General features: G+C 42.0%; 23 protein-coding genes and 1 pseudogene. 11 read left to right on the top strand and 13 right to left on the bottom strand.

What is annotated here, in order from left to right; all coding sequences use genetic code 11:
* The first annotated feature begins 234 nt into the window (after positions 1–234).
* Complete coding sequence (locus tag DP114_RS00585) at positions 235–639, top strand: response regulator (RefSeq protein WP_169263923.1); 405 nt, start codon at positions 235–237, stop codon at positions 637–639.
* A 298-nt stretch (positions 640–937) separates the two neighbouring features.
* Here the strand turns inward: DP114_RS00585 and DP114_RS00580 are convergent, their stop codons facing one another.
* The gene (locus DP114_RS00580; protein WP_171978079.1) at positions 938–1831 is read right to left on the bottom strand and encodes a tetratricopeptide repeat protein; all 894 of its coding nucleotides are present in this window, start codon (positions 1829–1831) and stop codon (positions 938–940) included.
* Positions 1832–2750: 919 nt separating this feature from the next.
* On the opposite strand from DP114_RS00580, the gene DP114_RS00575 reads away from it, so the two are divergent.
* The 4 genes and pseudogenes from DP114_RS00575 (at position 2751) to DP114_RS00560 (ending at position 7362) form a co-directional block, all read left to right on the top strand.
* On the top strand, positions 2751–4223 hold the full coding sequence (locus DP114_RS00575) for an efflux RND transporter periplasmic adaptor subunit (RefSeq protein WP_171975177.1): 1473 nt from the start codon (positions 2751–2753) through the stop codon (positions 4221–4223).
* Positions 4220–5437 (top strand): ABC transporter permease, encoded by a 1218-nt coding sequence (locus DP114_RS00570; protein ID WP_171975176.1) that lies wholly within the window; start codon positions 4220–4222, stop codon positions 5435–5437. Before DP114_RS00575 ends, DP114_RS00570 begins: the two co-directional genes overlap by 4 nt.
* A gap of 265 nt (positions 5438–5702) precedes the next feature.
* On the top strand, positions 5703–6467 hold the full coding sequence (locus DP114_RS00565; RefSeq protein WP_305764690.1) for an ABC transporter ATP-binding protein: 765 nt from the start codon (positions 5703–5705) through the stop codon (positions 6465–6467).
* A 529-nt stretch (positions 6468–6996) separates the two neighbouring features.
* Positions 6997–7362: pseudogene (locus DP114_RS00560) on the top strand (hypothetical protein).
* Positions 7363–7538: 176 nt separating this feature from the next.
* On the opposite strand, the gene DP114_RS00555 reads toward DP114_RS00560, so the two are convergent.
* Together DP114_RS00555 and queG are read right to left on the bottom strand one after the other, a co-directional pair.
* Positions 7539–8180: an HAD-IA family hydrolase gene (locus DP114_RS00555; protein ID WP_169265766.1), complete on the bottom strand. Its 642-nt coding sequence runs from the start codon at positions 8178–8180 to the stop codon at positions 7539–7541.
* Positions 8177–9136, bottom strand: a complete 960-nt coding sequence (gene queG, locus DP114_RS00550) for a tRNA epoxyqueuosine(34) reductase QueG (protein ID WP_169265767.1) — start codon at positions 9134–9136, stop codon at positions 8177–8179. The genes DP114_RS00555 and queG overlap by 4 nt, the downstream gene beginning before the upstream one ends.
* 203 nt (positions 9137–9339) lie before the next feature.
* Here queG and DP114_RS00545 point away from each other — a divergent pair, with 203 nt between their 5' ends.
* On the top strand, positions 9340–9762 hold the full coding sequence (locus DP114_RS00545; RefSeq protein ID WP_169265768.1) for a nuclear transport factor 2 family protein: 423 nt from the start codon (positions 9340–9342) through the stop codon (positions 9760–9762).
* Between the two features lie 421 nt (positions 9763–10183).
* Here the strand turns inward: DP114_RS00545 and DP114_RS00540 are convergent, their stop codons facing one another.
* The 3 genes from DP114_RS00540 to DP114_RS00530 form a co-directional block, all read right to left on the bottom strand.
* The gene (locus DP114_RS00540; RefSeq protein ID WP_169265769.1) at positions 10184–10615 is read right to left on the bottom strand and encodes an ATP-binding protein; all 432 of its coding nucleotides are present in this window, start codon (positions 10613–10615) and stop codon (positions 10184–10186) included.
* A gap of 3 nt (positions 10616–10618) precedes the next feature.
* Positions 10619–12292, bottom strand: a complete 1674-nt coding sequence (locus DP114_RS00535) for a SpoIIE family protein phosphatase (RefSeq protein WP_169265770.1) — start codon at positions 12290–12292, stop codon at positions 10619–10621.
* Between the two features lie 195 nt (positions 12293–12487).
* On the bottom strand, positions 12488–13225 hold the full coding sequence (locus DP114_RS00530) for a response regulator transcription factor (protein WP_169265771.1): 738 nt from the start codon (positions 13223–13225) through the stop codon (positions 12488–12490).
* 750 nt (positions 13226–13975) lie between these two features.
* Here DP114_RS00530 and DP114_RS00525 point away from each other — a divergent pair.
* From DP114_RS00525 to DP114_RS00515, 3 genes are all read left to right on the top strand, one after another.
* Positions 13976–14746, top strand: coding sequence for a WecB/TagA/CpsF family glycosyltransferase (locus tag DP114_RS00525; RefSeq protein WP_169265772.1), 771 nt, complete (start codon positions 13976–13978; stop codon positions 14744–14746).
* Between the two features lie 342 nt (positions 14747–15088).
* Positions 15089–15838: a cell division ATP-binding protein FtsE gene (gene ftsE / locus DP114_RS00520; protein WP_169265773.1), complete on the top strand. Its 750-nt coding sequence runs from the start codon at positions 15089–15091 to the stop codon at positions 15836–15838.
* 166 nt (positions 15839–16004) lie between these two features.
* Positions 16005–16334: a hypothetical protein gene (locus tag DP114_RS00515; protein ID WP_171975175.1), complete on the top strand. Its 330-nt coding sequence runs from the start codon at positions 16005–16007 to the stop codon at positions 16332–16334.
* Positions 16335–16408: 74 nt separating this feature from the next.
* Here the strand turns inward: DP114_RS00515 and DP114_RS00510 are convergent, their stop codons facing one another.
* Positions 16409–17011: a hypothetical protein gene (locus DP114_RS00510; RefSeq protein ID WP_171975174.1), complete on the bottom strand. Its 603-nt coding sequence runs from the start codon at positions 17009–17011 to the stop codon at positions 16409–16411.
* A gap of 714 nt (positions 17012–17725) precedes the next feature.
* Positions 17726–18262: a DUF4330 domain-containing protein gene (locus DP114_RS00505; protein ID WP_169265775.1), complete on the bottom strand. Its 537-nt coding sequence runs from the start codon at positions 18260–18262 to the stop codon at positions 17726–17728.
* A gap of 269 nt (positions 18263–18531) precedes the next feature.
* Between DP114_RS00505 and DP114_RS00500 the strand changes: the two genes are divergently transcribed.
* Positions 18532–19398, top strand: coding sequence for a M48 family metallopeptidase (locus DP114_RS00500; RefSeq protein WP_169265776.1), 867 nt, complete (start codon positions 18532–18534; stop codon positions 19396–19398).
* A gap of 36 nt (positions 19399–19434) precedes the next feature.
* On the opposite strand, the gene DP114_RS00495 is transcribed toward DP114_RS00500, so the two are convergent.
* The 3 genes from DP114_RS00495 to DP114_RS00485 all read right to left on the bottom strand — a co-directional run bounded on the left by DP114_RS00495 (position 19435) and on the right by DP114_RS00485 (position 22253).
* Positions 19435–20196, bottom strand: coding sequence for a metallophosphoesterase family protein (locus DP114_RS00495; RefSeq protein ID WP_169265777.1), 762 nt, complete (start codon positions 20194–20196; stop codon positions 19435–19437).
* 239 nt (positions 20197–20435) lie between these two features.
* Positions 20436–21227, bottom strand: coding sequence for a Tab2/Atab2 family RNA-binding protein (locus DP114_RS00490; protein WP_171975173.1), 792 nt, complete (start codon positions 21225–21227; stop codon positions 20436–20438).
* A 198-nt stretch (positions 21228–21425) separates the two neighbouring features.
* Positions 21426–22253 carry a TIGR01548 family HAD-type hydrolase gene (locus DP114_RS00485; protein ID WP_171975172.1) on the bottom strand — a complete coding sequence of 276 codons (828 nt, stop codon included), beginning with the start codon at positions 22251–22253 and terminating at the stop codon, positions 21426–21428.
* 268 nt (positions 22254–22521) lie between these two features.
* Between DP114_RS00485 and DP114_RS00480 the strand changes: the two genes are divergently transcribed.
* Positions 22522–22821, top strand: coding sequence for a 30S ribosomal protein PSRP-3 (locus DP114_RS00480; RefSeq protein ID WP_048871660.1), 300 nt, complete (start codon positions 22522–22524; stop codon positions 22819–22821).
* Positions 22822–22955: 134 nt separating this feature from the next.
* Here the strand turns inward: DP114_RS00480 and DP114_RS00475 are convergent, their stop codons facing one another.
* Complete coding sequence (locus DP114_RS00475; protein WP_171975171.1) at positions 22956–24335, bottom strand: aminopeptidase P family protein; 1380 nt, start codon at positions 24333–24335, stop codon at positions 22956–22958.
* A 238-nt stretch (positions 24336–24573) separates the two neighbouring features.
* Positions 24574–25857, bottom strand: coding sequence for an RNA-guided endonuclease IscB (gene iscB / locus DP114_RS00470; protein WP_171975170.1), 1284 nt, complete (start codon positions 25855–25857; stop codon positions 24574–24576).
* Between the last annotated feature and the right edge of the window lie 86 nt (positions 25858–25943).

The following is a 25943-nucleotide window of genomic DNA, read 5'->3' as shown; positions in this document are numbered from 1 at the left end:
TACACAGAATTTGCCGTTAACGAAGACTGCAGCAACCACAGCATCACGGATGAAATACTCTTCATTACACAATCTTGATAGTCACAGGATAGAAAGCAGTAGTATTATCCTTGTTGACAAAGATTTATATTGATTATTTCAAAGAAAGCACACAAAGTTTTAATTAGATGGTATTGTCCTGTTCACTAGCCTGTGTGCTTTTAGTTAAGATGCACAAACAAAAGTCAAATTCTCATGAAAACTGTTTTGATTGTCGAAGATGATCTGATTAATGCTCGCGTTTTTTCCAAAATCTTGACTAAGCGAGGTGGCTTGCAGGTGAAACATACTGAAAATGTAGAAGAAGTTATCAAAATTGCCCAATCGGGAGAAGTTGACATTATCTTGATGGATGTTTCTCTGTCAAGAAGTGTTTACCAAGGTAAGTCTGTTGATGGTATCAAAATTACACAAATGCTAAAATCCGATCCGCAAACAGCTATTTTACCTATTATTTTGGTAACAGCACACGCTATGGAAGGCGATCGCGAGAACTTTCTCAAACAAAGTGGTGCTGATGGCTACATATCTAAGCCGATTGTGGACCACCAACAGTTTGTTGACCAGATCTTGGCACTGCTACCTCAACAGAACAACTGAACACACCATTTGGGGCATAAAAGAATATTTTCCCCACGGTAAACTGCATTTAGCACATTTCCATAGTAGTGTCCTTTTCTTAAGAACATACCTCGAACAGTAGCTCAACACATAGATTGCGATTGAGCTACTGCTTCATTGATAGAATAATATATATGTACTATTAGATGAGATTTTCAGCAAGTAGCCATGGGGAGAGTGAGGGAGTGTGGGAGTATGAGAGTGTGGAACTGAACAAGTGTGGGAAAATATTCTTCCCTGCTTTCTTCCTTCCCTCCTTCCCTCCTTCCCTCCTTCTTTACTGAGGGGTCATTCGTTGCCTGGTGGTCGAATTTGAAGGTTCTTCACGTTGCTGGAGAGCAGCTTGAATGCCAGGTAATTCTAAGAATTTTTTCGTATCAGACAGCAAGCGTGTGCCCCAAAGATTTTGTTTAAGAAAATCTAAATCAGCATAGCGTTCATCAATGCGGACTGCAGCTTGTCCCATAGCTAGGGCTTGTCTTTGATCGCCTTTGGCATATAAAGCTACTGCCAATGCTAATAAGGGTTCTGCGGCTTGTTTCTCCATCCCAACAGCGTCTTGCCATTGCTTAATTGCGCCCTGGATATCACCCTGTTCATACAAAATTAATCCAACATTGTTAATGGCGGGCCAGAATTTTTTGTTAAAGGAAACAGCTTTTTTATATTGGATGAGGGCGTCTGGAAGTTTATTCTGCATGTAGTAAGCATTGCCCAAATCAAACAATCCCTCTGGATCATTGGGCTTTAAGTTCAAACCCTGCTGGTAGTAACTCGCAGCTACTTGGTACTTTTGCTGCTGAAAGTAAGCCGAACCCAAAGCAAACTGAACGTCGCCATTTTTTGGATTGAGAGATTGTGCTTTTTTCAGAGCGTTAATACTATCATCCAATTTTTTACTTTGCAAATACAACCCACCTAAGAGAAACCACACTTTATCGTTCTTAGGAGCCAGTTGTGATGCTAAGCGAGCTCTTGGTAGAGCGAGTTCAAACTGTTGAAACTGCGCGAGTTGTGCTGCTTCCTTTGCCAAACCTAAACCCTGCTGCTCCAACTTCGCCGCATCAAGTTGCAGTGTATGAGGTACTAATGCTTGTGCATTGGTAGGTTGAGGTATGGACAAACCACAACAAACAACCAAAAGAGAAATCAAACCAATCCGTTTAGGCACACTACCGCCTTTTTGCCAAGAATGAAAGAATCTTTCCGTTAGCTTAAACGATTTCCACTGTTGACGACAGCAAACTTTTACAAACAAGAGTACAAGCGTATTCTCTGACAAAAACTAGGGGGGTATGGATGTAAGGGTGTAAGAGTGTGGGAGTGTCGGGGAGAAGAAAATTCTTTAGGGTTGGGTAAGGCGTCACCCCTAAGTTTAGTTCTGAGGTTCCCTTTCCCCTTTCCCTTTTAATCTTTTCCCTGTCCGGGCATTGACACTGGACTCTGGCGGGGCGGCTTTTACCCTATCCCCATCACTGAATGTGCTTTGCCGCCGCTGTTTTGTAATAGAGTCGCAGCTATTGTGGATGACAACCGTGGCGATAGCTAGCCCCTAAGGGGCAAAGCTCGCCGGGGGGAGTATCCCCCCGGCAGACTTTGGCGCTGCGCAAACGCTGCAGCATAGCGGCAGATCGCTTGTTGTCAAAAAGCGATTCCGTGGAGCGCAGACGCAATCATGCGTATCGCTTAAACAATATCATGCTATACCAGTACCCGAGTTAAATTTTCAACGACAAGCTAATGATTTAGACAACTAAAGTCAGAATATTAAAGATCAGGTGCGACTGTGTTTTCCCCCTTTTTGTCTGGCTGTAGAACTATCATTCTTCCAAAAAATGGCAATTGACGCAAAATTTATAGTGTTCATAATAACTGTAAAAGTCACCCATTCAGGTGAAGTCATAACGAAGCATTGACCAATAAGATGAAGATATATTAAGCTACTGTATATTTTAGATGTTTACATAGTCATTGATTTATTAATAACTTTATTTTCAAAAGCCTTCTAAAAATTGTAAAAACTCTAAATTATTCGTTTTGGTCTTACACTTAAAGACGCTGATATCAAGCTATTATCATGACAATCTATTATGACTACATACTTAGAAACTCCTGTAATTGATAAAAAAGTTAAGCACCCAGCACGCTGGTTGATTGGTTTAGTAGCAGCTGGAGTATTGGTGATTGGTGCAACCACAACATACACAGTTGTCAATCGGGGGACAAGCAAACAAGACATAACTGCACTGACTGTCCCAGTAGAAGCCAAAGATGTGACTGTGCGAATTTCTGCTAGTGGTATAGTGCAGCCTGTTCAAAGCGTGAATATCAGCCCGAAAAACTCTGGAACTCTGGTACAGTTGTATGTTGAACAAGGCGACAAGGTTACCCAAGGGCAAATTATTGCCAAGATGGACAGTGCAGATATTCAAGCACGAATCGCTGAGGCTCGTGCAAACTTAGCACAGAACCAAGCACAGTTGGATCAAGTCGTTGCTGGGAATCGTCCTCAAGAAATTGATCAAGCAAAAGCACGTTTAGCACAAGCAGAGGCACAACTGGCTCAAGCGCGTGCAGGAAATCGTCCTCAAGAAATTGCCCAGGCACAAGCTCAAGTAGATGCCGCTCAAGCAAAGGCTAAATATACAACCGAACAACTCAAGCGTTACCAATCTCTCTACCAGCAGGGAGCTGAGAAAAAACAATTGCTTGACCAAGCCATAAGTGAAGATAATGCTGCTAAGGCGAGTTTGCTAGAAGCGGAAAAACGCCTATCTCTACAACAAATTGGCACTCGTTCTGAAGAAGTTTCTCAAAAAGAAGCAACAGTTGCTGAATCACGAGCAGCTTTGCAATTATCACAAGCAGGTTCCCGTCCTGAGGAAATTGCCCAACGTAAAGCAGCTGTTGGAGCTGCTCAAGCTAAGTTAAAAACAGAGCAAGTAAATTTAGACAATACGATTATCCGCGCTCCCTTTTCCGGAATTGTCACCCAGAAGTACGCCAATGTTGGTGCGTACGTCACACCAACAACTTCCGCTTCCTCAAGTGCATCGGCAACTTCTAGTTCTGTTGTTGCTGTCGCACGCGGCTTAGAAGTTCTGGCGAGTGTCCCAGAAGCTGATATAGGTAGAATTAAGCAGGGGCAGCAGGTAGAAATTGTCGCCGATGCCTATCCTGATCAAGTATTTAAAGGTCATGTGCGCTTGATTGCTCCTGAAGCAGTCAAGGAAGAAGGTGTCACATTGTTCCAGATCCGGGTGGCAATTGATACAGGACGAGACAAATTGCGTTCTGGCTTGAACGTGAACATGACCTTTTTAGGTGATAAAGTACAAGATGCCTTACTCGTGCCAACTGTAGCAATTGTCACTGAAAAGGGTAACACAGGTGTCTTAGTGCCAGATGCAAAGAATAAACCCCAGTTTCGTCCTGTCACAATCGGAGCACAAATCAAAGACCAAACTCAGATTTTAGAAGGAGTAAAAGGGGGCGATCGCATCTTTCTCAACCCACCTGCAGATTACATGATTCAGAAAAAGCAGGAACAGGAAAAGAAATGAACATCCTAGAAAGTATGAAGATGGCAGGGAAAACCCTGGTGTCGAATAAGTTACGTAGCGCCCTGACGATGCTGGGTATTGTGATCGGGAATGCCTCAGTGATTGCCATGATTGGGGTTGGTGAAGGAGGGCAAAAGTTTGTCAACAAGGAATTGCAGTCCCTGGGACCAAATATCTTGTTTGTCATTCCTGGTAATCGTGAAACTCAGCGTATCAGCAGGAAAGTGTCGAAAAATCTAGTGCTGGAAGATGCGCAGGCGATCGCCTCTCAAGTGCCAACAGTAGCAGGAGTCGCGCCGGAGTTAAATGGCAGATATGTAGCCAATTACCGTAACAGAAATACCAATGTCAATATCATTGGCACAACTTCCAGCTTTCCCAAAGTACGCGACTTTGATACTGCCAAAGGTCGGTTTTTTACCGACATTGATATAAAGCGCAATAATCAAGTTGTTGTACTAGGTGCCAATTTAGCAGAAAGATTATTTGGTACTACTAACCCCATCGGTCAGCAGTTGCGAATCAAAAATGCTAGCTTTCAAGTTATTGGTGTCCTAGAAGCTAAAGGCTCAAGCTTGGGAGCTGATTATGACGAAGCAGCATTAGTACCAATCACAACCTCAGCAAATCGACTTGTCGGACGGAATTCTCCCTATGGGATTGCGTTAGATTACATAGTTGCCTCTGCTCGTGATAGCAACAGTGTTGATGCGGCAGAATTTCAAGTTACCAATTTGCTACGCCTGCGGCACAAAATTATCAGCGAAGATGATTTTACCATTCGCACTCAGAAGGATGCTTTGCAAACTCTTGGTCAAATCACAGGTGCTTTGACAATTATGCTGGCTGCTGTAGCTGGTATCTCCCTATTTGTCGGCGGTATCGGCATCATGAATATTATGCTCGTCTCCGTTACTGAACGCACTCAAGAAATTGGTTTACGTAAAGCTATTGGTGCAACTCAGCAGGATGTTCTGTCACAGTTCATCATAGAAGCGATCATTCTCTCAGCAGCAGGTGGGTTAATTGGCACTGCGATTGGTGTGAGCGGCATTATGGTAGTATCAGCCTTGACTCCACTAAAAGCAGGAATTTCTCCTGTAGCAATTGCCCTTGCAGTTGGTGTTTCTGGTGGTATTGGTTTATTCTTTGGTGTTGTACCTGCACGTCGTGCGGCTCAACTCGATCCAATTGTAGCGTTAAGAAGTGCTTGAAGAAGAACTCAGTTGTCAGAACGCAGAACTCAGAATCAATTGGAAAGGGAAGGCAGCTAACCAATTGTAGACACCCCCGTTAACTGTCGTTATTTAAACCCCAAGACGAGTTACCCAGTCGTACAGAAGTTCATTCTGACTTCTGACTCAGGAGTTGCTGAGTTCTTTTTGTTAAAAGAATTTAAAACTGAGCAGGTGACTAAAGCAGCATTGCCCTATTAGGTAAACTGATAGTGGGTTAGGTTAAATTCGGTTAAAAATTTATATGCCAAATACTTTATCACTGACTGACTCCCGCGTTCCCAATCCGGGAAATCAACCAGTGATTATTCGTTTAGAAAATGTTTTTAAAGTTTACGGTAGTGGCGAAGCTGAAGTGCGAGCACTCAACGGTGTTAATCTGACTATAGAGGAGGGTGAATACTGTTCAATCATGGGACCATCTGGTTCTGGTAAATCCACGGCAATGAATATCATTGGTTGCTTGGATCGCCCCAGTTCGGGACATTATTACCTGGATAAGCTTGATGTCGCCGAAATGAAAGATACAGAGTTGGCAGAAATTCGTAACAAAAAACTGGGATTTGTATTTCAACAATTTCACCTTTTACCTCAGCTGAGCGCTTTAGAAAATGTAATGCTGCCGATGATCTACGCTGGTGTGAACGGTAAGGAACGACGTGATAGAGCCGCAGAAGCTCTCAAGCGAGTAGGCTTAGAAAAGCGTCTCAATAATAAACCAACTCAACTGTCTGGTGGACAGCAGCAACGGGTGGCTATAGCTCGTGCCATTGTAAACCGTCCAGTCTTACTGCTTGCCGATGAACCGACAGGCGCACTCGACTCGCGCACAACCCAAGAAGTATTGGATATCTTTGGTGAACTCAATGCCAGTGGTATCACTGTTGTGATGGTAACCCATGAACCCGAAGTTGCTCGTCAAACACAGCGTGTTGTTTGGTTTCGTGACGGTGATGTTGTACACTCTCACCTGAGTCCATCTGATCTGGGTCATTTGGCGGTGTCTTAGCTTGTGAATACTACTCCATTGATGCAATAACATTGAGCTTATGTGCAATCGCGATACGCGGAGCGTCAAGCCTATGACTAACGTCACGCTAGTCCCTAAGAGGGACGCTCTTGCAACGCTATCGGCTTATCGCCTTTTTTTGATATAGCCATAGCCAGTCAAGTTAGGACGTAGAGTATAAAGGATATTTATTACTTCACTTGGATCATTGACGCTTCGGCAATCCAAGTCGTTCTCAAGCAAGCAGCGTCCTAATGAAGATGACTATGGCTATAGCTCTATGTGTTGTACTTCATTTACTTGCAATGTGCTGTAATTTCTCTTTAAGGTTATTTTACATACCAAACTTAGGCCTATCAGAGTTTGATCATTAATATCGACCACCAAGAGAAAGAGTTTTAAAAAATGCAAAAATAGACTTTTATCTACCTTTTAATAGAGGTAAAAATCTATCCACAGATGCCAAGAATGGAAGAGTTACTCTTGATACAATACCAGATTGATAAAGAAAAACTTGCAGGAGTTAGTCATGCCTGACGAAGTGAAGCCCAATCCATCAGAAGCTCCTACCCAGGATGCACAATTAGCCGCTGAAAACATCGCTAGTGGTGAAGAAAAAGCACCAGGCGTGGATATAGAAGAAGATTATCAAGCTGCACAGCAATTGAGCGTCAGTGGAGTTGATCGCACAGGTGAAGGTGCCAAAGCGGCTGAAGAGGCGACCGCACCTAAGCAGGAAGTGGGTGAATCGGAATAGACAAAAACACAAGCCAAGGAAACTAGTAATCCTGGTGATTACATAGATATGGCAAAAGATGTTGGTGGTTCTAAAACTGAAGCTGTAGCCAACGTTAGTGATGATTTGGTAGAAAAAGTCAAGGAAAAGGGTCAATAAAAGTAATATTGGCTGGATTTGATAACAACATCAACTAAGATAAGTATTCAATCTGTATTCAGCGTTATTTTACTCTTTTCTCATTGATCATATGGGAAAATATTCGGGAGGATTGCTACCTCCCGAATTTGTAATATAAATAATAGTTTCTATTAAGCAGTCAGTTTACAATTCAACTAAAAATTAATGCAATTTATCACCTCTAACAGTTGACTTGGGTGATGAATTATAAAATCTGGATTTTGTTTTGCTAATACTTCTTCTGAGTTGAACCCCCAAGTCACTGCAATCACCTTAATATTTGCTTTCTTTGATGCTTCAATGTCTCTGGTTTCATCTCCTACATAGATAACTTCTTGAGGTTTAATCTGTTTTTGCTTTAATACATTATTAATTATTGTTGTTTTGCCGAAAATTGTCACTCCTGAAGAGATAAACTCAAATAAGTTATCTAAATCATTAACCTTAATAAAAGCTGTCACATTTTCTAGAGAATTAGAGGTGATAATTCCTAGCCTATAACCTTCATTGTTAAGAGCAACTAAAGCTTCTTTAATTCCTGAAATTGGTTCTAATTCTTTAATTTTAGTTTTTAACTCAGTTTTTACTTTTTTGACCAAAAAAGGTATTTTTAAAATTGAAATTCCTGAGTATTTAATGATTTCCCTAGAGCTTAAGTTTCTCAAAAGGCTAAGCTCGTCTTGGGTAATTGGTATATATCCAAACTCTCCAGCTAAACGATTGGCAATACTTACCAAAGCATCTACTGTATCAGCAATTGTGCCATCAAAATCAAAAATAATTACTTTCTGGGTCATTCTTTCGCCTGTGAGAATGCGTCTAAATTAGCACGGGCATTCCGTCGCAACATATCTGGCTTAATCCGTCGCAACGCTGATGCCGAAAATTGTCTATCCCACTCTTGATCTGAGATTTGGGCTAATTCTACCAGCTTGGGCGCAAGATTCCCAGGATACGGTTCAAACTCTGCAACATCTGTTTGTTTAGCAAAACGCTGATTCCAAGGGCAAACTTCTTGGCAAATATCACAACCAGCAACCCAGCCTTGTAAGTGGGATGTTATTGTTTGGGGCAATGTTTCATTGCGATTTTCAATCGTATGGTAAGCAATGCAGCGATTCGCATCGACGACAAACGGTTGAGTAATAGCACCCGTTGGACAAGCGTCAATACAACGAGTACAAGTACCACAGTGTTCTGTATGTGGGCGATCGCTCTCCAACTCCAAATTCGTCAGCACTTCCCCTAAAAAGACCCAAGAGCCATACTCCTGGGTTATCACGTTTCCGTTCTTTGCAATCCAACCAAGTCCAGCTTTTTGTGCCCAGACTTTATCTTGTACTGGACCTGTGTCTGCATAGTATCGTGCTTGAATTCCTTCATCAAGTCCTTGCAGCCAGGTTGTCATTGCCTTAAGTTTTTTGTGCATGACTTTATGATAGTCTCGTCCCCAAGCATACCGAGAAATTTTTGCGTATTCCCTTGTTCCAGGACGTTGATGATCTGTGTAGTAGTTGAGGGCGACACTAATGATCGTTCGCACCTCTGGCATAACCTTACGAATATCTTGGCGCTTAGGATTTGTCATCCATTCCATATCAGCGTGATAACCCAACCCTATCCAAGTTTGCAATTTTTGGGTCTCGTGTGTTGTATTCTCTCCATCTATCGCAGCAATTCCAACCTTTTGGAATCCCAACTCTAGGGCTTTTTTTTTCACCTCACTGCTATTTGTTCGGGGGGATTTATTCATTTACTTTTTTTTATTTGCCCTATAGCATAGTTTTCCTATTCTACACTATTGAGTCAAAGTTGTGACTTACATGGGCGTTGGTCTACTAACACGCTAGATGATTTGTGCTCGCCTAGAAAATATACCTCAAAAGTAGCTTTCGAGTCTGGTTGCTTTTGTATTTCAATGAATGAATTGTTAGCTATCGTCATACAGGTAAATTTATGACAGATAATGAATCTACACCCACAAAAGTAGAGGAAAAATTCCAGATTTCGGGAATTACAGAACCAACTCTGCTGGATTACTTTCAAACTTTGAATGCAGGAAAATTTGAGGAAACAGCTGCTTTGTTTGCAGAAGATGGTGTTATGCATCCTCCATTTGAATCTGGGATTGTGGGACGAGATGCTATTACTCGATATTTACAACAAGAGGCTCAAAACGTGAAAGCTTACCCCCGTGAAGGTGTCGTCGAGACTTTAGAGGAGGAGCAAATTCAATTTCAGGTGACAGGCAAAGCACAAACTTCTTGGTGTGGTGTTAATGTCTTGTGGATATTTATCCTCAATCAACAAAAAGAAATCCTTTATACGAGAATAAAACTTTTAGCCTCTCCCAAAGAATTACTCAATTTGAGGCGATGAGTAAGCACGTGACATCCTCCCTCACCATAATCTTTGATGATGGTGAGGGCTTCCAAGATTTACACCTTGGATTTCCTGGTTACTTTCTTTCAAGCTTTCGCCACTTGCCTAGACTGACCTTCATTAGCCCCCGGTAGCTCGACTGCACAGGCTGTTTAGGTTCCCGTCGGGCAGACGGTACTAATGAGAGTCCATGTATCCCAACGCCATACACTTCGTGTATGGCGTGGGTCTTATAGCTCCCCCAGACCCCTACACAAGATAAAGGTAGCAAAAATTATAATTATTGTTAAATATTTCTGAATTTAGGATTTTAAATGGCTTGGTCTATGCTAATGCAAGGAGAGCGTTATTGTTAAGCCCTGACTTTGGTGGTAATCGGCACACTCATCTTTTGTGGCAGAGCTAGAGCAGTTATTTTTTATGCCGTAGTAGTAATTTTCGGCAAGGTGACTTCTAGCTTCAAACAGTTACCACCTTCAACCTGTAGCTGGTACTCCACGTTGTCCATCAGACGATGCATGATTAGCCAACCGTAGCCACCTTCTTGTTGATCAGTAGGATTTGGGGGCGAATAATCAGATAAATCGAAGCCTTTGCCATGATCCCAAACTTCCAATGCAATTTCCTGGTCTTTCAATTCTAAACGAATGAGAACTGGTAATAGTGGTTGATCTTTATGGGCATGACGTACCACATTAGAGTAGGCTTCCACCAAAACTAAGCGCAAGCGACTTGATTGCTTTGACCAATCAACTGAACCTTTAAACTGAACTTCCAAGCAACCGACCAACCAGTTTTCTACGATGGTTAAAAACTTTAAGTCACTTGGTACATGAAGCTCGCTTTTCATCACTTACAAAACCTCCAGCGAAAGTATAGTTTGGTCATCTTCTTGGACTCGGTTGTCTGCTTGAATACGCGCTAGTAAGTGGTTAAGATGAAGTGGTTGAGCTTCTATCTTAAGCAGTTGCCACAGACCCTCTTGATTCAGCATAGAACGGTTGACTCGCTGGGCGCTATCGACGAATTGTGCACCAAAATCTTTAGTATTTAATACTTCTGCTTCAGTAACACCATCACTAGCTAGCAGCAGGATATCTCCGGGAGCAAGAATCAACTGACTAGACATGACCTGCCATACAGGCAAGATACCCAGAGGAACGCTACGTACCTTGAGATATTTGGGTTTTGTTTCTACAGTCTCTCGGTATGACCAAACCAAGGGATATATATGTCCTGCGTTAGCATAAACTAGTTCCCTGGTATTGGGAGTATAGCGAGCTAAGACGACGGTGATAAAACAATTGTTGCTAATCAAATCATCGCTGAGAGTATGGTTGAGATTTTGCATAACCACATTTGGTAGAGGCGGTGATTCCTGAGACAACTCTCGGCGCAACACTGAGATAGCACTAGCCATGAACAAAGCCGCTGGGACACCCTTACCAGAAACGTCTCCCACAGCCAACCACAAGTCTCCTTTAGGATGGACAAACACTTCAAAAAAATCGCCTCCCACTTCACGAGCAGGGTAGCAACAGGCTTGTACCCTCACACCCTTGATGTCCGGCATCGTTTGACGGAGTAGGTTGTTTTGAATTTGGCGAGCTACTTCCAACTCAGCGCGGATTTGCTCTTGCTTGTGATGAAGACGTTGGTAAAGTTTTGCTTGAGAGAGCGCAAGAGCTGCTTGTTCAGCAACACCTGTTATGAGATCGATATCTTCTTGTTGCCAAGAACGAGCGTGGTGATGCTGCTTGAGAGCAAGAACAGCAAGCACATTTTGCTGCCATGTTAGAGGCACAACCAATTTCTGACAAGCTTTCTCATCATGTATGCTTAGGACTTTTTGTGATTGACGGGTTTCAAGAACTTCGCGAATCAAAAGATTTAGGCCTAAATCACAACTCGAATCTGGGAATTTTGGATCTTGGTAGCAGAACTGATCTGGTGTTAGGCGATCGCCCTCCACAGGTCTGAGCACGCAATAACTGGCTTCAAAAGTCTGTCCCACTGTTGCGACAATTCTTTGTAGCATACTGTTGTAGTCCAGAGACTCTCGAATAGCTGTTGTGACTGCATTAAATAAAGATTCTCTGCGCAAGGCGCGACTCAACTCTTGTGTGCGTTTTTTCACGACTCGATATATATCAGCTGCTTGCTCAACAACTGCTTTGAGTCGCTCGGGCTTCCAAGGTTTAGTGATGTACTTGAAGACCTGACCAGAGTTTATCGCCTCTACTAAATCTTCGACATCAGTAAAACCAGTGAGTAAAATCCGAATTGTATCAGGAAAGTGCTCTACAGTTCTACCCAGAAATTCCGTGCCATTTATTTCTGGCATTCTTTGATCAGAGATAATCACAGCCATCTCACCTTCTTTGTCCAAGATATCTAAGGCAGTGAGGGCATTACTTGCTTGATATACCTGAAAATCTCGCCGAAAAGTACGGTAGAGTAAATGTAGGTTGTCAGGCTCATCATCCACCACCATGAGCTTAAGCTTTCCTGTCTCTATCTCAGTCATACTTAATTTGACTTTCCAAAGACTTTGATACTAACCCAATTATTTGCTATTGCCATGTCATCATTAAAATACACTCGACAAAAGCAAAAGTAAATAAAATTTCTCCTATTTAAACTCATGATTTCTCGAATTTTTCCAAATTTTCTCTAAATTCTAGTAACTCTTCTAAGAGTTTTCCAAAGCTGAATGTAAACTCTATCCCACTAGTCCAGAACGTAATGCGCGAACCGCGGCTTGTGTACGGTCATCGGCGCATAACTTGTTCAAAATATTTCGGACGTGTGTTTTGACAGTTCCAACTGTGATGTAAAGTCTTTCCGCGATTAGCGCATTGCTACAACCTTCTACAATCAATTGCAAAACTTCTAATTCCCTTTCTGTTAAAGTGTAAGGATCGATTGTGTCCAGGGGCTGATTTTCTTTTTCTAGGCTACTATCAACAGACATTTGTAAACTAGTTTTATTGTCTAATTTTGTAACTTCAGGCGAGAATGGATTTTTTTGAGCTTGTTGCAATACAATTCGGGCGATCGCTGGATCAATCCAAGCGTTACCGTTATACGTGACTCGCACAGCTTCAAGTAAATTGTCAAACTTAATATCCTTCATACAGTAAGAGTCGGCTCCTGCTGCAAAAGCAGCTAGCACCGCTTCCTTATTATCCTGTAGCGTCAAAATCAATACTTTTGTTGCTAATTCTTCTCCATCAACTGTAGATTTTATCTCGCGTGTTAGTTCAATTCCATCTTTGTCTGGTAAACCAATATCTATAATGGCAATATCTGGTTGTAGCGTACTTAACATTTTTAAACCCTCGACACCATTTGTCGCTTCGCCTACAACTTCAATTTCTTCCTTTTGCTGAAGAGCTGTCCGAATACCTACACGGGTCAGATCATGATCTTCAATCAAAGCAACACGAATTTTAACCATAGTCTATTACCGCCCTTATACTCAAAAGCTGTAAAATTGAGTTTACAAAAAAGTCTGCTGAAGATGCAGTGTAAAGATGCCTGTGGAAAAAGATAACAGAGCTTTTTGAGTTAGACTAACATATAAAGGCATCCCCTTTTTGTCACAGAATTTGATAAGATACTTGCCCGCTTAAGTCTCCACAGCTTGTGTGTTAGATTAAAATACACCCGAGTTTATAATTATCCTTCTTTAACATTAGCTTTAACAATAAAAACACAAACACAAAATGTTTCTCCTGCTTAGGAGTAGTACCTGATATAGATAGATTCTATTGTGCATCCTGAGTTCTATAGGGAGTAGCCTAACATCTAAATAGATACCACAAGTTATGCTGCTTCATTTTTATTGAAACTTAACTGGAGTTCCTTGCCAGCAGACTAGGTTGCGCGTGAAGTCTGCCGGAGAGCATCAATCTTTGTAAAAGCGCGAGTTTCACCTCTTATGAAGTTTTTTTGCTACGGCAAGATTTATAACTCTGACTCGTAAGTTTTTTCCGGCGCAAGTCCTAGATACATATCATGATTTATTTGTACAGTGCGTAAGTTACAATGCTGAGTTTTGATCTACTTTTTGGAATCTCCGTAATTTACCGGAGAGTGCCCTCACAACATCTATTTTGTAAAATTCCCTCACTTAAACTTCTGGAAACAATTTGATAAGCTATTGTTCTATCTATGTAGTTGGTGCGAGGCTCATAAAGAATAGGCTATGTCTAAACTGCCTAGAAAGTTTTCAGTCTTGGGGTTACCAGTTCATGTGACAACTGACTATCCAAGCTGGTTGCTAGAAGGTTTGCAGCAGGGTACAGGAGTTCATGTCGTCACTCTGAATGCAGAAATGACCATGCAAGCAGAGCGGAATTCCTCCCTAGCAAAGATCATACAGACTGCTGAGTTAGTGGTTCCAGATGGAGCGGGAGTTGTTCTCTACCTGCAATGGCTATTGCAGCAAAAAGTCCAGAGAACTCCCGGAATTGAATTAGCAGAAAAACTTTTGCAAAAACTTGGACAGACACAGACTAAGGCAAAGGTCTTTTTCTACGGAGGAGCGCCTGGTGTAGCCGCAAAAGCATCAGAGTTTTGGCTCTCTCAAATTCCAGATTTGGTCGTAGTTGGTACTCACTCTGGCTTTCATTCACAACAAGAAGAAGAACAATTGCGACAAACTCTTGTGCAACTACAGCCACAAGTGATTTTTGTTGGTTTAGGAGTTCCACGTCAAGAGTTATGGATTGCTAATAATCGCCATTTGTGTCCTCAAGCAATATGGATTGGTGTTGGAGGGAGTTTTGATATTTGGTCAGGGATAAAAACTCGTGCTCCTAGTTGGCTAGCAGATAACAATTTAGAATGGCTATATCGGCTATATAAAGAACCTTGGCGCTGGCGAAGAATGTTGGCGTTGCCTGAATTTGCCTTTAAAGCCTTAATTTACCGGTTTTTTCAAGTGTCAGGAGTTGGTGTAACGTCAAATTTGTAAACTATTGTTAGTTGTCCACCTTCCCAATCCTAAATCATTTGTCAAAAATAAGATCTCCGACTTCGTAAAAGTTGTCGGAGATCTGTATCTCTCAATTGATGCGCTACGCGCAGGCACTTTCACACAAATCAAATTGCTATACCTACCAACGATTAAGTACTCAGAAAAATTTTCTACTAGACCTCTCCAAAAATCGATTTTTAGTGCAAGCGTCGTAAAGGTTTCATAGCCATTTTTGGAGAGGTCTACTGCCAAAAAACTTGTTTTGAATTCAAGGTTGCTAGATTTCACCTGGGAATACTGATTGTATTCAATCTCAAATCTAGAACTATTATTCCTCCAATGCTACTATTAACCAAGCGAAAAGCTCCTGAAAAATCCGTCCTGACTCAAAACAGCGAAACAAAACAGCAAAATGGTAATGTTGAATTCATGGTGCAATTGCGCTCTGTGTCGAAAACTTATGCCAATGGTTGTCATGCTCTTGCCAATATAGACTTGGAAGTCAAAAAGGGTGAATTTTTGTTTGTCACAGGAGCAAGTGGCTCTGGTAAATCGACGCTTTTAAAGCTGTTGTATGGGGATGAGTTACCAACACAGGGAGATGTGATTGTTAATGAGTACAATATGGTACCTTTGAGGGGCCATCGCTTATCATTTTTTCGCCGACGCATTGGTGTTGTGTTTCAAGACTATAAACTTATTTCTCGGCGGACAGTGGCGGAAAATGTTAGTCTCGCGCTAAAAGCTCAAGGATACACGCGCAAGGAAATTCAAAGGCGTTTAGAACCTAGTTTGAAACTGGTGGGTTTACATTCCAAAGCAGAATGCTTTCCAAAACAGCTTTCGGGTGGAGAGCAACAACGAGTAGGTATTGCACGAGCAATCGCGGGAACACCACCTATTCTTTTAGCAGATGAACCAACTGGAAACCTTGATCCAGAGAATTCCTGGCAAATCATGCAAATTTTCCAAAAGTTAAATTCTTTTGGAGCAACAGTGATAGTGACAACCCATGATGAACAGTTAGTCCGCAGGTGTAATCATCGAGTGATGCAAATGCAAAATGGGCGGCTTTATCCAAGAACTTAAAGAAGGTGGAAGTTTTCTATTGACATCCTCTCTCAAGCGAACCGAAGTTTGGTGAGGGATTCCAACTGTCTAGTGGAAAAAAGCTCTACAAGAGCCGCAACTGTTCGTTATGTGCCAACGTTCGTCGAATCAACAGGCTCAGGCTGGCTTTGTTCTAAAAAGACACTTGACTCAATATTTAGGCGCATTACCGCCAAATACTATGATTGCACATTTGCTGTTGTTGTTCCCAGGAATTTGGCAAAACCTCAGTTATCTTCTTCTGTATGTGCGCTATACGGAAAACTGGTTACGCAGTCGTAGCCAAGACAAAGCCAGCCTTGTTTTAGTTGTCTGTTATGTGTCCTGCTTAGTCGGGAACACCATGAAAGCTGATTTTATCTTTAAACAAATTCGAGAGAAAATTTTTGGATATCGCTCCCCCATTTACCAACGATCTACCTGTAGCCAAGACCCCAGTACTCTAGCGGCTCTTAATAAGGAAACAAGGATGTAAGGAGATAGATCAAGCATAAAAATTGATCAGATGTCCTACATCCTTACATTTATATTCCGTTATAGATTGACTTGTTAATAACAGAAACTAAAATCATCAATGGTGAATTGACCATCAAAAGCAGAGAAGGTAATACGGTGAATTTCCTTTGCTGATACTGATAATAAAGTGTTGGGAGATCCACCGGAGTCAGAATTAGCAAGATTTGCTCCTGGTAGTACTGTTTGTGTCAGCAGTTGCTGATCGCGAGCGTATGCTGAAAGCACAAGCCGCTGTGAACTGGTGACAAAAGCACTGACAAAATGGACAGGACGTAGAAAAGTTACTTCTATATATCCATTTTTAGGTGCTGCCATTAACACTACCAGGCCAGAATGGGTAGGAAATGCTGGGTTTGAAGGCTGTATTGCGATACAATTCTTAAAAAGAACTCCCCATTGCTCATACTGTCGCTCCACTGCTTCAAAACATCTCAATTCTTCCAAAGTTAAGTAGACGCACGTGGGTACTGATACGACTTTAGTGTCAATAACTTTTTCCACTTGGCTTTGCGAAACTGGAAATTGATTTTGATTTTTAGAATCAAATTCATTACGAGAGAATTTATGGTCTTTTATGGTTGATTTTGTCTGGGATTGAAGACTAGCCTGCTTTGCCACGACACCCCGCTTTGTCATTATCTAGAGAACAGTTAGATGATTAACGACATAAAAATTCATTGGTTTTGATCAGCTGCATAGGATTCTAGGTACAAAAACTAGTTGCCCAGCTAGCAGCATGAAGCACACCCAGGTTTACTTACTTAATATATTCAATGAGTGTTTACACTTTTCTGGACGCTTACTCATATCAGTGATGTTTCTGATAGAGCACTACAACAAATTAATGTTATTTTTGATATAAAGTTATATTTACTACCAGTAATAATTCTGTTTTAAGAGTCTATTTTTCCAGATATCTAAATGCACAAAACAACTTACATTGTAAAAATATTTACATTTTTTATAAAAAATATGTAGATTTTACAGATACTTCATGAGACGTAGGAATGAGGAGTGTGTGAATGTTATCTGTAAGCGTTGGTGAACTACTGAAATAAATTTGGAAATTGGAAGATAATGAAGATAAAAAAGTAGGGGGTTGGGTTTGAAATAGATAACTCCGACTGAGTTACCCATTCATACCCAAGAAATATTTCTCTTTAAGTTGGTGGTAAGTCGCGCTTATCATTAACTTACAAATCTAACTAAACCAGAGCGACTGACCACAAAAGCTCATGGCAGGCATATTCGGTTCATATTTTCTGAAGCGGCAGTCGCTCATAGAGGAACCTCCAAAGGCACGCAGGCTCCTCATAACTGGACTGTCTTCTCCTGACTAACAAATGTAAGTTAATTTTCTTTTAATCTGACATCAATAACAGTGGCATTAAAGTTGTAGTTGAAGCCATCTAACTCAATTGGCATTCCAATTTTTACTTTACTATTACCTAGAACTGGTCCTTCGTCAGTGATTTGTGCTTTGCCTGCTAAAGTCAAACGTAAATCTTTACTAAAGCTGTTTGATCTGTCTGGTTCTGGCAATTGTTTAATCGAACCATCAGGTTGAGGAACTAATATAGTTCTGGGTAACTCTTCTACAGATTTAATATCTATTTGACCGTGAGGCTGATTGCGGATAATAACTTTAGTTTTGCCGCCTTTTTCAAATCCTCGCGCGTATAACTGTTTAGTATCGAGTACATTTAATCCCCGAACGATTAAGTCTACCTCGATGGGTACTGTTTTCCCACCAACTTGAGCAACGGAACCGGAACCACCAGGGAAGATAAAGATGCCAACTATCACTAGCAGAATAACAAGTACAGCACCTAAATCCAGGATGTTAATTTTACCGAATAAACGACCTTTGGAATCTATAATAGCCATAAGAAATCTTTCCAAATAAGAGCAAAGTTGCTGATTGTAACAGTATGCTTTATTTAAGCACAGAGGATTCTGAGTTACTGCGTTAGCAGTGAATGTGCTTGGGCGTTACGATCATGCGACAGTGTATCACAACTTCCTAGTTTTAGATGGACTTTTTGCTATTTTAAGTTGCTGTCCCACAGAAGATATATCTTTATGCAACTTACACAGTTAGAAATCCGTCCTATAGTTTTATATTCCTTCAAACCTCTTTTCAAGCCGGATTTGTGATGAATAGGAAACGCTTTTCTATCAATCCCCGTTTTTCTCAAAAACCCTGGTTTTACCCATTCGTTTCGGTAATTGTCGCCACACTCATCTGCTTAGTGACACCTGTGACAACAAGAGCGATTGATGCTGGGCAGTTGTTGCCTTTCATTCTTCAGGGAGTTCAGGTTATTCAATTGTCTAATATGTCTCCTCGCCAGGAAGTTGATATTGGTAAGCAGATTAATGAGCAACTGTTAAGTAGTCAAGTTAAACTTAACCGCAACTCTGCACTTAATCGTTATGTACAACAAATTGGTCAGCGTTTGGTAGCTAATAGCGATCGCCCCGATCTCCCTTATACTTTCCAAGTCGTTGAGGATGACACTATTAACGCTTTTGCCACTCTAGGTGGTTTTGTGTATGTTAACACAGGTTTGCTGAAAACAGCAGACAATGAAGCCGAACTAGCAAGTGTTATGGCGCACGAAATTGGTCATATTGGCGGAAAACACCTTGTTAAACAGATGCGACAAAAAGCACTTGCAAGTGGTTTGGCATCAGCAACTGGATTGGATCGTAACCAAGCTGTGGGGATTGGTGTAGATTTAGCCCTCAATCGTCCTCGTAGTCGTGGAGATGAATATGATGCTGATACTAGAGGATTAAGAACTCTAACTAGTTCTGGTTATGCTCCATCAGGCATGGTTTCCTTTATGGAAAAACTACTAAAAAAAGGTTCTAGCGTTCCGACATTTTTGAGTACTCACCCTGCAACAGGCGATCGCATCAAAGCTTTGCAGAGTGCTATTAACAATCAACCTAGAAGTGGGAGTGCCGGTTTAGATAGTTCTAATTATCAGGCAAACATCAAAGCTTTGCTGAGATAAGTTGTTTTGACTGCTCCTCATGTCCTTTATTTGCTACTAGACTCGTTGCTTATTGCAGCGTCTCACCTCGACTTTAGCTGGATTGACAACAGTCACTGCTTCTTTTAGAGGCAAGGTGCGGAAACGATGATTATAAACATTTGCCTGATAAACAAGTTGATTTGTAATGTCTAGTCCTGTCAGCCACCCACTTCGGGGATGATAAGCGCCAGTATCAATATCTAACCATCCTTGTCCTTGTGCTAATTTACCAGGATTCACGTCAGGTAACGTAAATGTCATAGTATGACCAACAATAATTAGCTTATCAGGAAGATAGGGTTTTTCCATACTGTGAAATTTATCGCGCACCCAGCAAAGCTGTTCTACAGTTTGTTCTGCCATCGGAATTGAGGGATCAACACCCGCATGAGCCAAGAAAATATCTCCTAAATCCAGATGTGTAGGTAAAGTTTTCAACCATTCCAGATGCTCATCAGGTATTGTGGCTTCTTGATAACTGGCTACCGTTGCTTGCCCTCCACTGCATAGCCATCCTTGTACGAGCGAGGTGGAAACGTGTTTGTTGGTAAAAATGTTTAATAACATTTGCTCATGATTCCCCAACAAACACTGGTAGCAACTATTCTTGACAAAACTCACAACTTGTGAACTTTGAGGACCGCGATCAATTAAGTCTCCAAGAAAGTAGACTTGATCATCTGATGTGGGAGCGATCGCTTCTAACAATGTCATTAAACCTTCATAATGACCATGTATATCCCCAATAATAATTCGGCGGTAGCTAGTTGCGCTCATGAGCTTTATGGTTGGATAACTTTACCTAATACTGGTGCTACACTTTAACTGCTGCTAATTTCGTAAATTTGGCTAAAAAAAGCTCAGAAACATAAATGTTAATATCATTGGGACTCATTCAAGTAGGCGTATATAACTACTTTAACTCGCTGTGAGTAAATACCGTTGTATTATGGCAAACAATAAACTCACAGATGTGAAAAGGATCTGGCGCTTGGTACAGTGCCAGAGGTCATAACTCACTCCTCACGTAACAACCAAAAGCCACTGTAAGTCATCCCAGAATCATCAGGTTGTACTAATAAAAAATGTAGTCCACGGCTTTGCTGCTTCCGTTGTTCATAAACTTTGCCAGCAGTTGTCACTTCTTTATCTTCAAATGTGCCAACAATCCACCTGTCAACTAAGCCAGCTTCTAATACCAAACCATCAGGTGCGCCAGCAACGTAATTCAACGCCACAGGATGGACTTGTTGCAACCAGCGTGCCAAACGCATTGATTGTTTTCCACCATAAATGACAACACCGGGAACGGGTGTTGTTGATGCTAAACCGAGATTAATAGGTAGGAGATATTCTGGCATTTCTAGAATTGGGATGGGGCGATGGCCAAATATTTCTCCCACATCAGCAGCAGTAAGTGAAGCAAAACGCCATTCTTCTCCCCAAAGATTTTCTGGTAATGGCATTGGGGGTGGTTTGTCCAAAGATATAGGATATTGCTTTTCTTGCAACCACTGTTTTAATGCCAAGGTGCGGCGCGTTGGTTCAACACAAATGCCTAAACTGCGTCCAGCTTGTTCTATTAAACTTAAAGACTGAGGACGAAACACTTGAATGACATCTGGGAGTTGTTCAAGCGCTGCTTTGTGAAGTTGAGAACCAACCCAACTTGAAGAAGCTTGTGACTGTAGACAAGTTGCTTGATACTCAAAACTACGAGTCGGATCGCAAATCAGCAACTCCCACATCACTTGTCCAGATGCTTCAGTCTGGGGACGACGATAAAAATCAGCTTGCCAAATTTTCATGAAAGGTACGCATCTTAACAATTCAAAATCACCGAAGATTGGATCGGAGGAAACCTCCGCTCCAACTTCTCTCAAAATTCATGGTTGCTGAGCGTAGTCGAAGCAAAATTCAAAATGAAAGACGGTTTCAGTTTGGGATTTAAACCCCAACTGAAACTGAGGTGCAATGACTTGCACCCTACCTCAACAAAATAACACCTACACTTGTTCAAAACCTGTTTCGTTGACTAGTTCCGAAATCCTAAGCAGACTCAGGTGTTGTACATTGGTGAAAACCATAGATGCTCCTGCGTCTATCAATTTTTCAGCATACGCATCCCGATGTGCTAGTATTTGCTGTACATGAGGTGGTAAAACACCAACGCCAATCCAAGTCCGAGAAGGTTCTTGCAAACGCGCTTGCTTCACCGTGTACATATCAGCTACTGTATCTCCTACATACACTACTGGCGTTAAATGCTTATCATTTTTATTCTCGGAAGACTCTAAGGAGCGCACAGTAGCAAAAAGTCCAGTCGGATTTGGTTTACTTGGTGCATCTTCCATTGCGATTAAGACTGGAGACTTCAACCCAAGGCGTTGTTCCAAAATGTAAGTAGCAGAACCGCGAGTTGCACCACTGAAAAATCCCCAGGGAATCTCAGCTTTTGTTAGTTCCTCTAGATATTTAGAGTCTAGCAATAATGGTTCATTGCAGATATATCCTGTGAATTTGTCGGGATCACATCCTCGATAACGCGATTGAAAAAAGGTGACAATGGCATTGTAATCGAGTTGTAGTTGCTCGCGCGTGTAACAGAGAGTTTCAAAATAGCGGTAAGTTAATTCTTGAGATGCTTCCCAATCATTATTCCAAACACCTTCAGACTTGAGCCGATCTATATCGAGTTGTGTTGGGCGATACGCTCCTTCTGTAAAATGCTCTACAGTATCTGCGATCGCTCGTCGATAAGAACCACTGACATCACGTATAACACCATCAATATCGAAAACCACTATCGCCTTTGGTGAGAGTTGTTCAGTCATAAAATGCGGAGATTTTTGATGAGTTATTAGGAGGCGGTGCTACAACGCGGGTTAAGCGTTTTGTAGCACCTGCCGTTAATTAGTCATTAGTCAATAGTCATTAGTCATTAGTCAATAGCTATTAGTTACAACAAGCAATTTTCCTTTTCATATTTCATTCTCTTGACTTGCGACTTTCCACTCTTGTTTGGAAATTTGGTAGATATTGCGTTACAATAGGCGATCGCAAAGTTAGTGAGTGTTGCCCGGATACTCCCCGGAGGTGTGATTGTCGAAATTTATTTTGAAAATACTGTGGCTAGATGAAAACGTAGCCTTGGCGGTTGATCAAGTTGTAGGCAAAGGCACAAGTCCTTTGACTAAGTACTTTTTCTGGCCGAGGAATGATGCCTGGGAAGAATTAAAAAAGGAGCTAGAATCAAAACACTGGATTACTGAACTAGATCGGGTGGAGTTGCTCAATAAAGCTACAGAAGTTATTAACTACTGGCAAGAAGAAGGCAGAAACCGCCCGATGGCTGAAGCTCAGTTAAAGTTTCCTGAAGTTGCCTTTACAGGTAGCGCCTAGAGTTGCATAGTTCATTCCCCTGTTGTTGAACAAGCTCCGAGAGTTTGTTAGTTTTATCCCTGCTGCCAATAACCTGAGGTTGTGCAACAGGGCTAACACTTATGTGTTATCTGTTTTTCATCACACAAGAACAATTATCGACACACTAAATCTTCTATCTGACTAGCTTGTGTCGGTAATGCCGCAGTTAAAACGTCGCGACTTTCTTGTGTCACTAAAACATCATCTTCAATGCGGATTCCTCGCACATCGGCAAATTGAGATAAGTGCTCCCAATTTACAACATCCTGATACTGCGACCGTACATTCGCATGATTTAGAATCGCTGGAACTTGATAAAATCCTGGTTCAATTGTGACTAACATTCCCGGACGTAAGGGGCGATTTAAACGCAGGTAGCTTAAACCAAAATGATTGCTCCTTGTACGTCCCTCTTCATAACCTGCTAAATCTCCCAAATCTTCCATATCATGAACATCTAAACCCAACAAATGACCGATTCCGTGGGGAAAAAATAGCGCATGGGCGTTGATTTCGACTAAATCTTGCGGATTTCCTTGCAAAATGCCTAAATTGACCAAGCCCTCTGCAATGACAGTACAAGCGAGTAAATGTAAATCCTGATACTCAACGCCAGGGCTTACCTTAGCAATACAAGCATCATGAGCCGCTAACACAATATCGTAAATATCTCTTTGGGTAGATGAAAACTTACCACCCACTGGCCAAGTACGTGTGACATCACCTGCCCAGCCTGTCTCTGTCTCAGCGCCAACATCAGCAAGTATCAAGTCGCCCGGTTGCAATGAGTGGTGATATTGCTCGTTGTGTAGAACTTCTCCGTGAACAGTGACGATACTGTTGTAGGAAGTCGTCATGTTATTGGCGATGATCACTTGTTCCATCGCGGCACGAACTTGTGCTTCAATTTGAGCATGAGTTGTAGCTGCCATGCCAGCTTTGTGTGCTTCTACAGTCACAGCGGCGGCTTTGCGTAATTCAGCTAATGCGCCATCGTCGTGAATCAGCCGTAACGAGATGATTGCTTTAGCTAACTCCAAGTCAATGTCTTGTGGTGACTTCAGCGGCAAAACCCATCTATTCAAAAGTTGCGACTGTTGTGTCCAAGTGGCGGCGTCCTGTACGGCAATTGTTGCGGCTTCTTCTGTCCACAATTCTAATTCTGCCATTGGCTTAGCAACGTCTGCTCCAATTATCTGAGCAATCTCCTCACGATCAGGCATTTCTCCATGCCAAAGAGCACTGTCTGGTTGAGGATCATCCATAAACAGTTCTAACTTACCGGCACTCAGGCGAATTGCTGCATTGCGTAGTGGAAGTCCTGTAAAGTAGAGGAAATGACTGTTTGCACGAAACGGAAAGACGTTTGCTGGAAAATTACGCGGACTGGTAGTTCCTGACCAAAGAATTGCCGGAAAATCAATTAGGTTGGCGAGTCGTTGGCGTCTGTCGCGTAGAGTTTCGATGAGGGAGCTAGAGGTTTTCAATATCATAATCTTGAAATTAAAGCAAATGTTTCAAATTTTTGTCAGTTTCCAGAGCAAATGAAGATTTTTAAACAGCCAAAATTTTGCTTAAGATTACGTTGAAATAAAGATATCAATGAGCGTATTTCTCACACAAACCAAAGGCGGAAGCCCACGAGGAGGTGTGAGAAATCCCGATTTCTCACACCTCCGTCCTTCAGGCGTGGGAGGAAGCCGACACGACTTTAGTCGCCGTCCAGAAATCCTAAAATGCATAATTGTACCCGTCATTTTTGTGAATGTGTGTGCAACATTTATAACTAATACCTGACACCCTTCCAGATTTAGTAGATATGTCGAAACTACCACTCTTGCGGCACAAGACACGACCTACGTATTTACCCGTCTTCTTCCCAGACTCAACGACGGCTTTAACAATGTCGCCAGTTCTAAACCCGAAGTGAAGCACTTTGCGCTCACGATGACGTGTCGAAAATCCGTATTTATCGGTTCCGCACATCTGCCGTGTTCCGTGTCCAGTCGCCTTAAGCAGGAGTGGCTTAACGTATTTGACGACCAGAGTAAGCGTGGAAAGCCCAACACAAGCCGCATCAATCCAATGGGTCTTATCTAAACCTTGTTGGGTGCGATTGAACTTAGTTAATCCTCCGCTGCCCGTCTCTACAGGTAACTCCGTTGCTTTGAGTACCTCCAGCAACTTGAACCGAGTAGCATTGACTGCTGTAGTGTCGGCAAGTGGTTTCTTAGCTTCCGACAATATCTTCTTGAGCAAGTCAGGCTTGTTTTTCAAGAATAGCTCAATTGGCTTGTTGCCCTTTTTCAAATTGCACTTTTCACACGCCAAGCATAGATTACTAATGCGGTTAGAACCACCTAGTGAACGTGGGTGAATATGCTCTATTTGCAGTGGAACATCTTTAATCTTGCAGTAAGCACATTGACGGAGCCACTTATCAAGCAAGTACTCTCGCGTCTCATAACCAGCAAGTGTGCCTTGCTGATATTCCTTGCCGCTAATCTCCGGATTTTGGATTAACTGCGTGTCAAATTTCACTAACTCTTGGGAAATGCCAGTAATCGGTGCTAGCTTGCATAGTCGTTTTACCCAAGTCTCAATGTTGTACACACGGCTCATGAGACTAGGTGGCAACCATCCTTTTGGCTTCGTGCGGTTATTGAATCTTGGAGCACGGTAACGAGTTTTGCGGTTGCGCCGACTTCTGCGTAGTTGGCGACGGGATATCAAAGATTCCCGAATAGCAAAGCCTCGGTGTTGCAATTCGGCAGCCCACACAACCTCTCCCGTTTTATCGTTAAGCAACGCCAAACCCGTTGTTTTTGCGCCTGGGTCAATTTTGAATCTTAATGGTTGAACGGAAACCTCAGGTCGTGATTCTTTTAAAATCAGCGTGAATGGGAAGCGATAGAAGATTGCGGCTTTATCGTTTCTCAGTAGTTGCCTTGCTTGCGCTGGGTGGATTGGATCTAATGGTCTTTTGTTGGTATCAATTACAAGTACTTTGCTCATACGAGCCTCCTTTCGACTACGCTCAAGGCAAGCCTTTCGGGTGATGTTAGCCTGGACAATGTTATCGGTCGGTACTTTCTATTGCG

It is taken from the genome of Brasilonema sennae CENA114 (assembly GCF_006968745.1).
In the GTDB taxonomy this organism is placed as follows: Bacteria; Cyanobacteriota; Cyanobacteriia; order Cyanobacteriales; family Nostocaceae; genus Brasilonema; species Brasilonema sennae.
The sequence above is the reverse complement of the archived record's forward strand: the minus strand, read 5'-3'. Positions and strand labels throughout refer to the sequence as shown.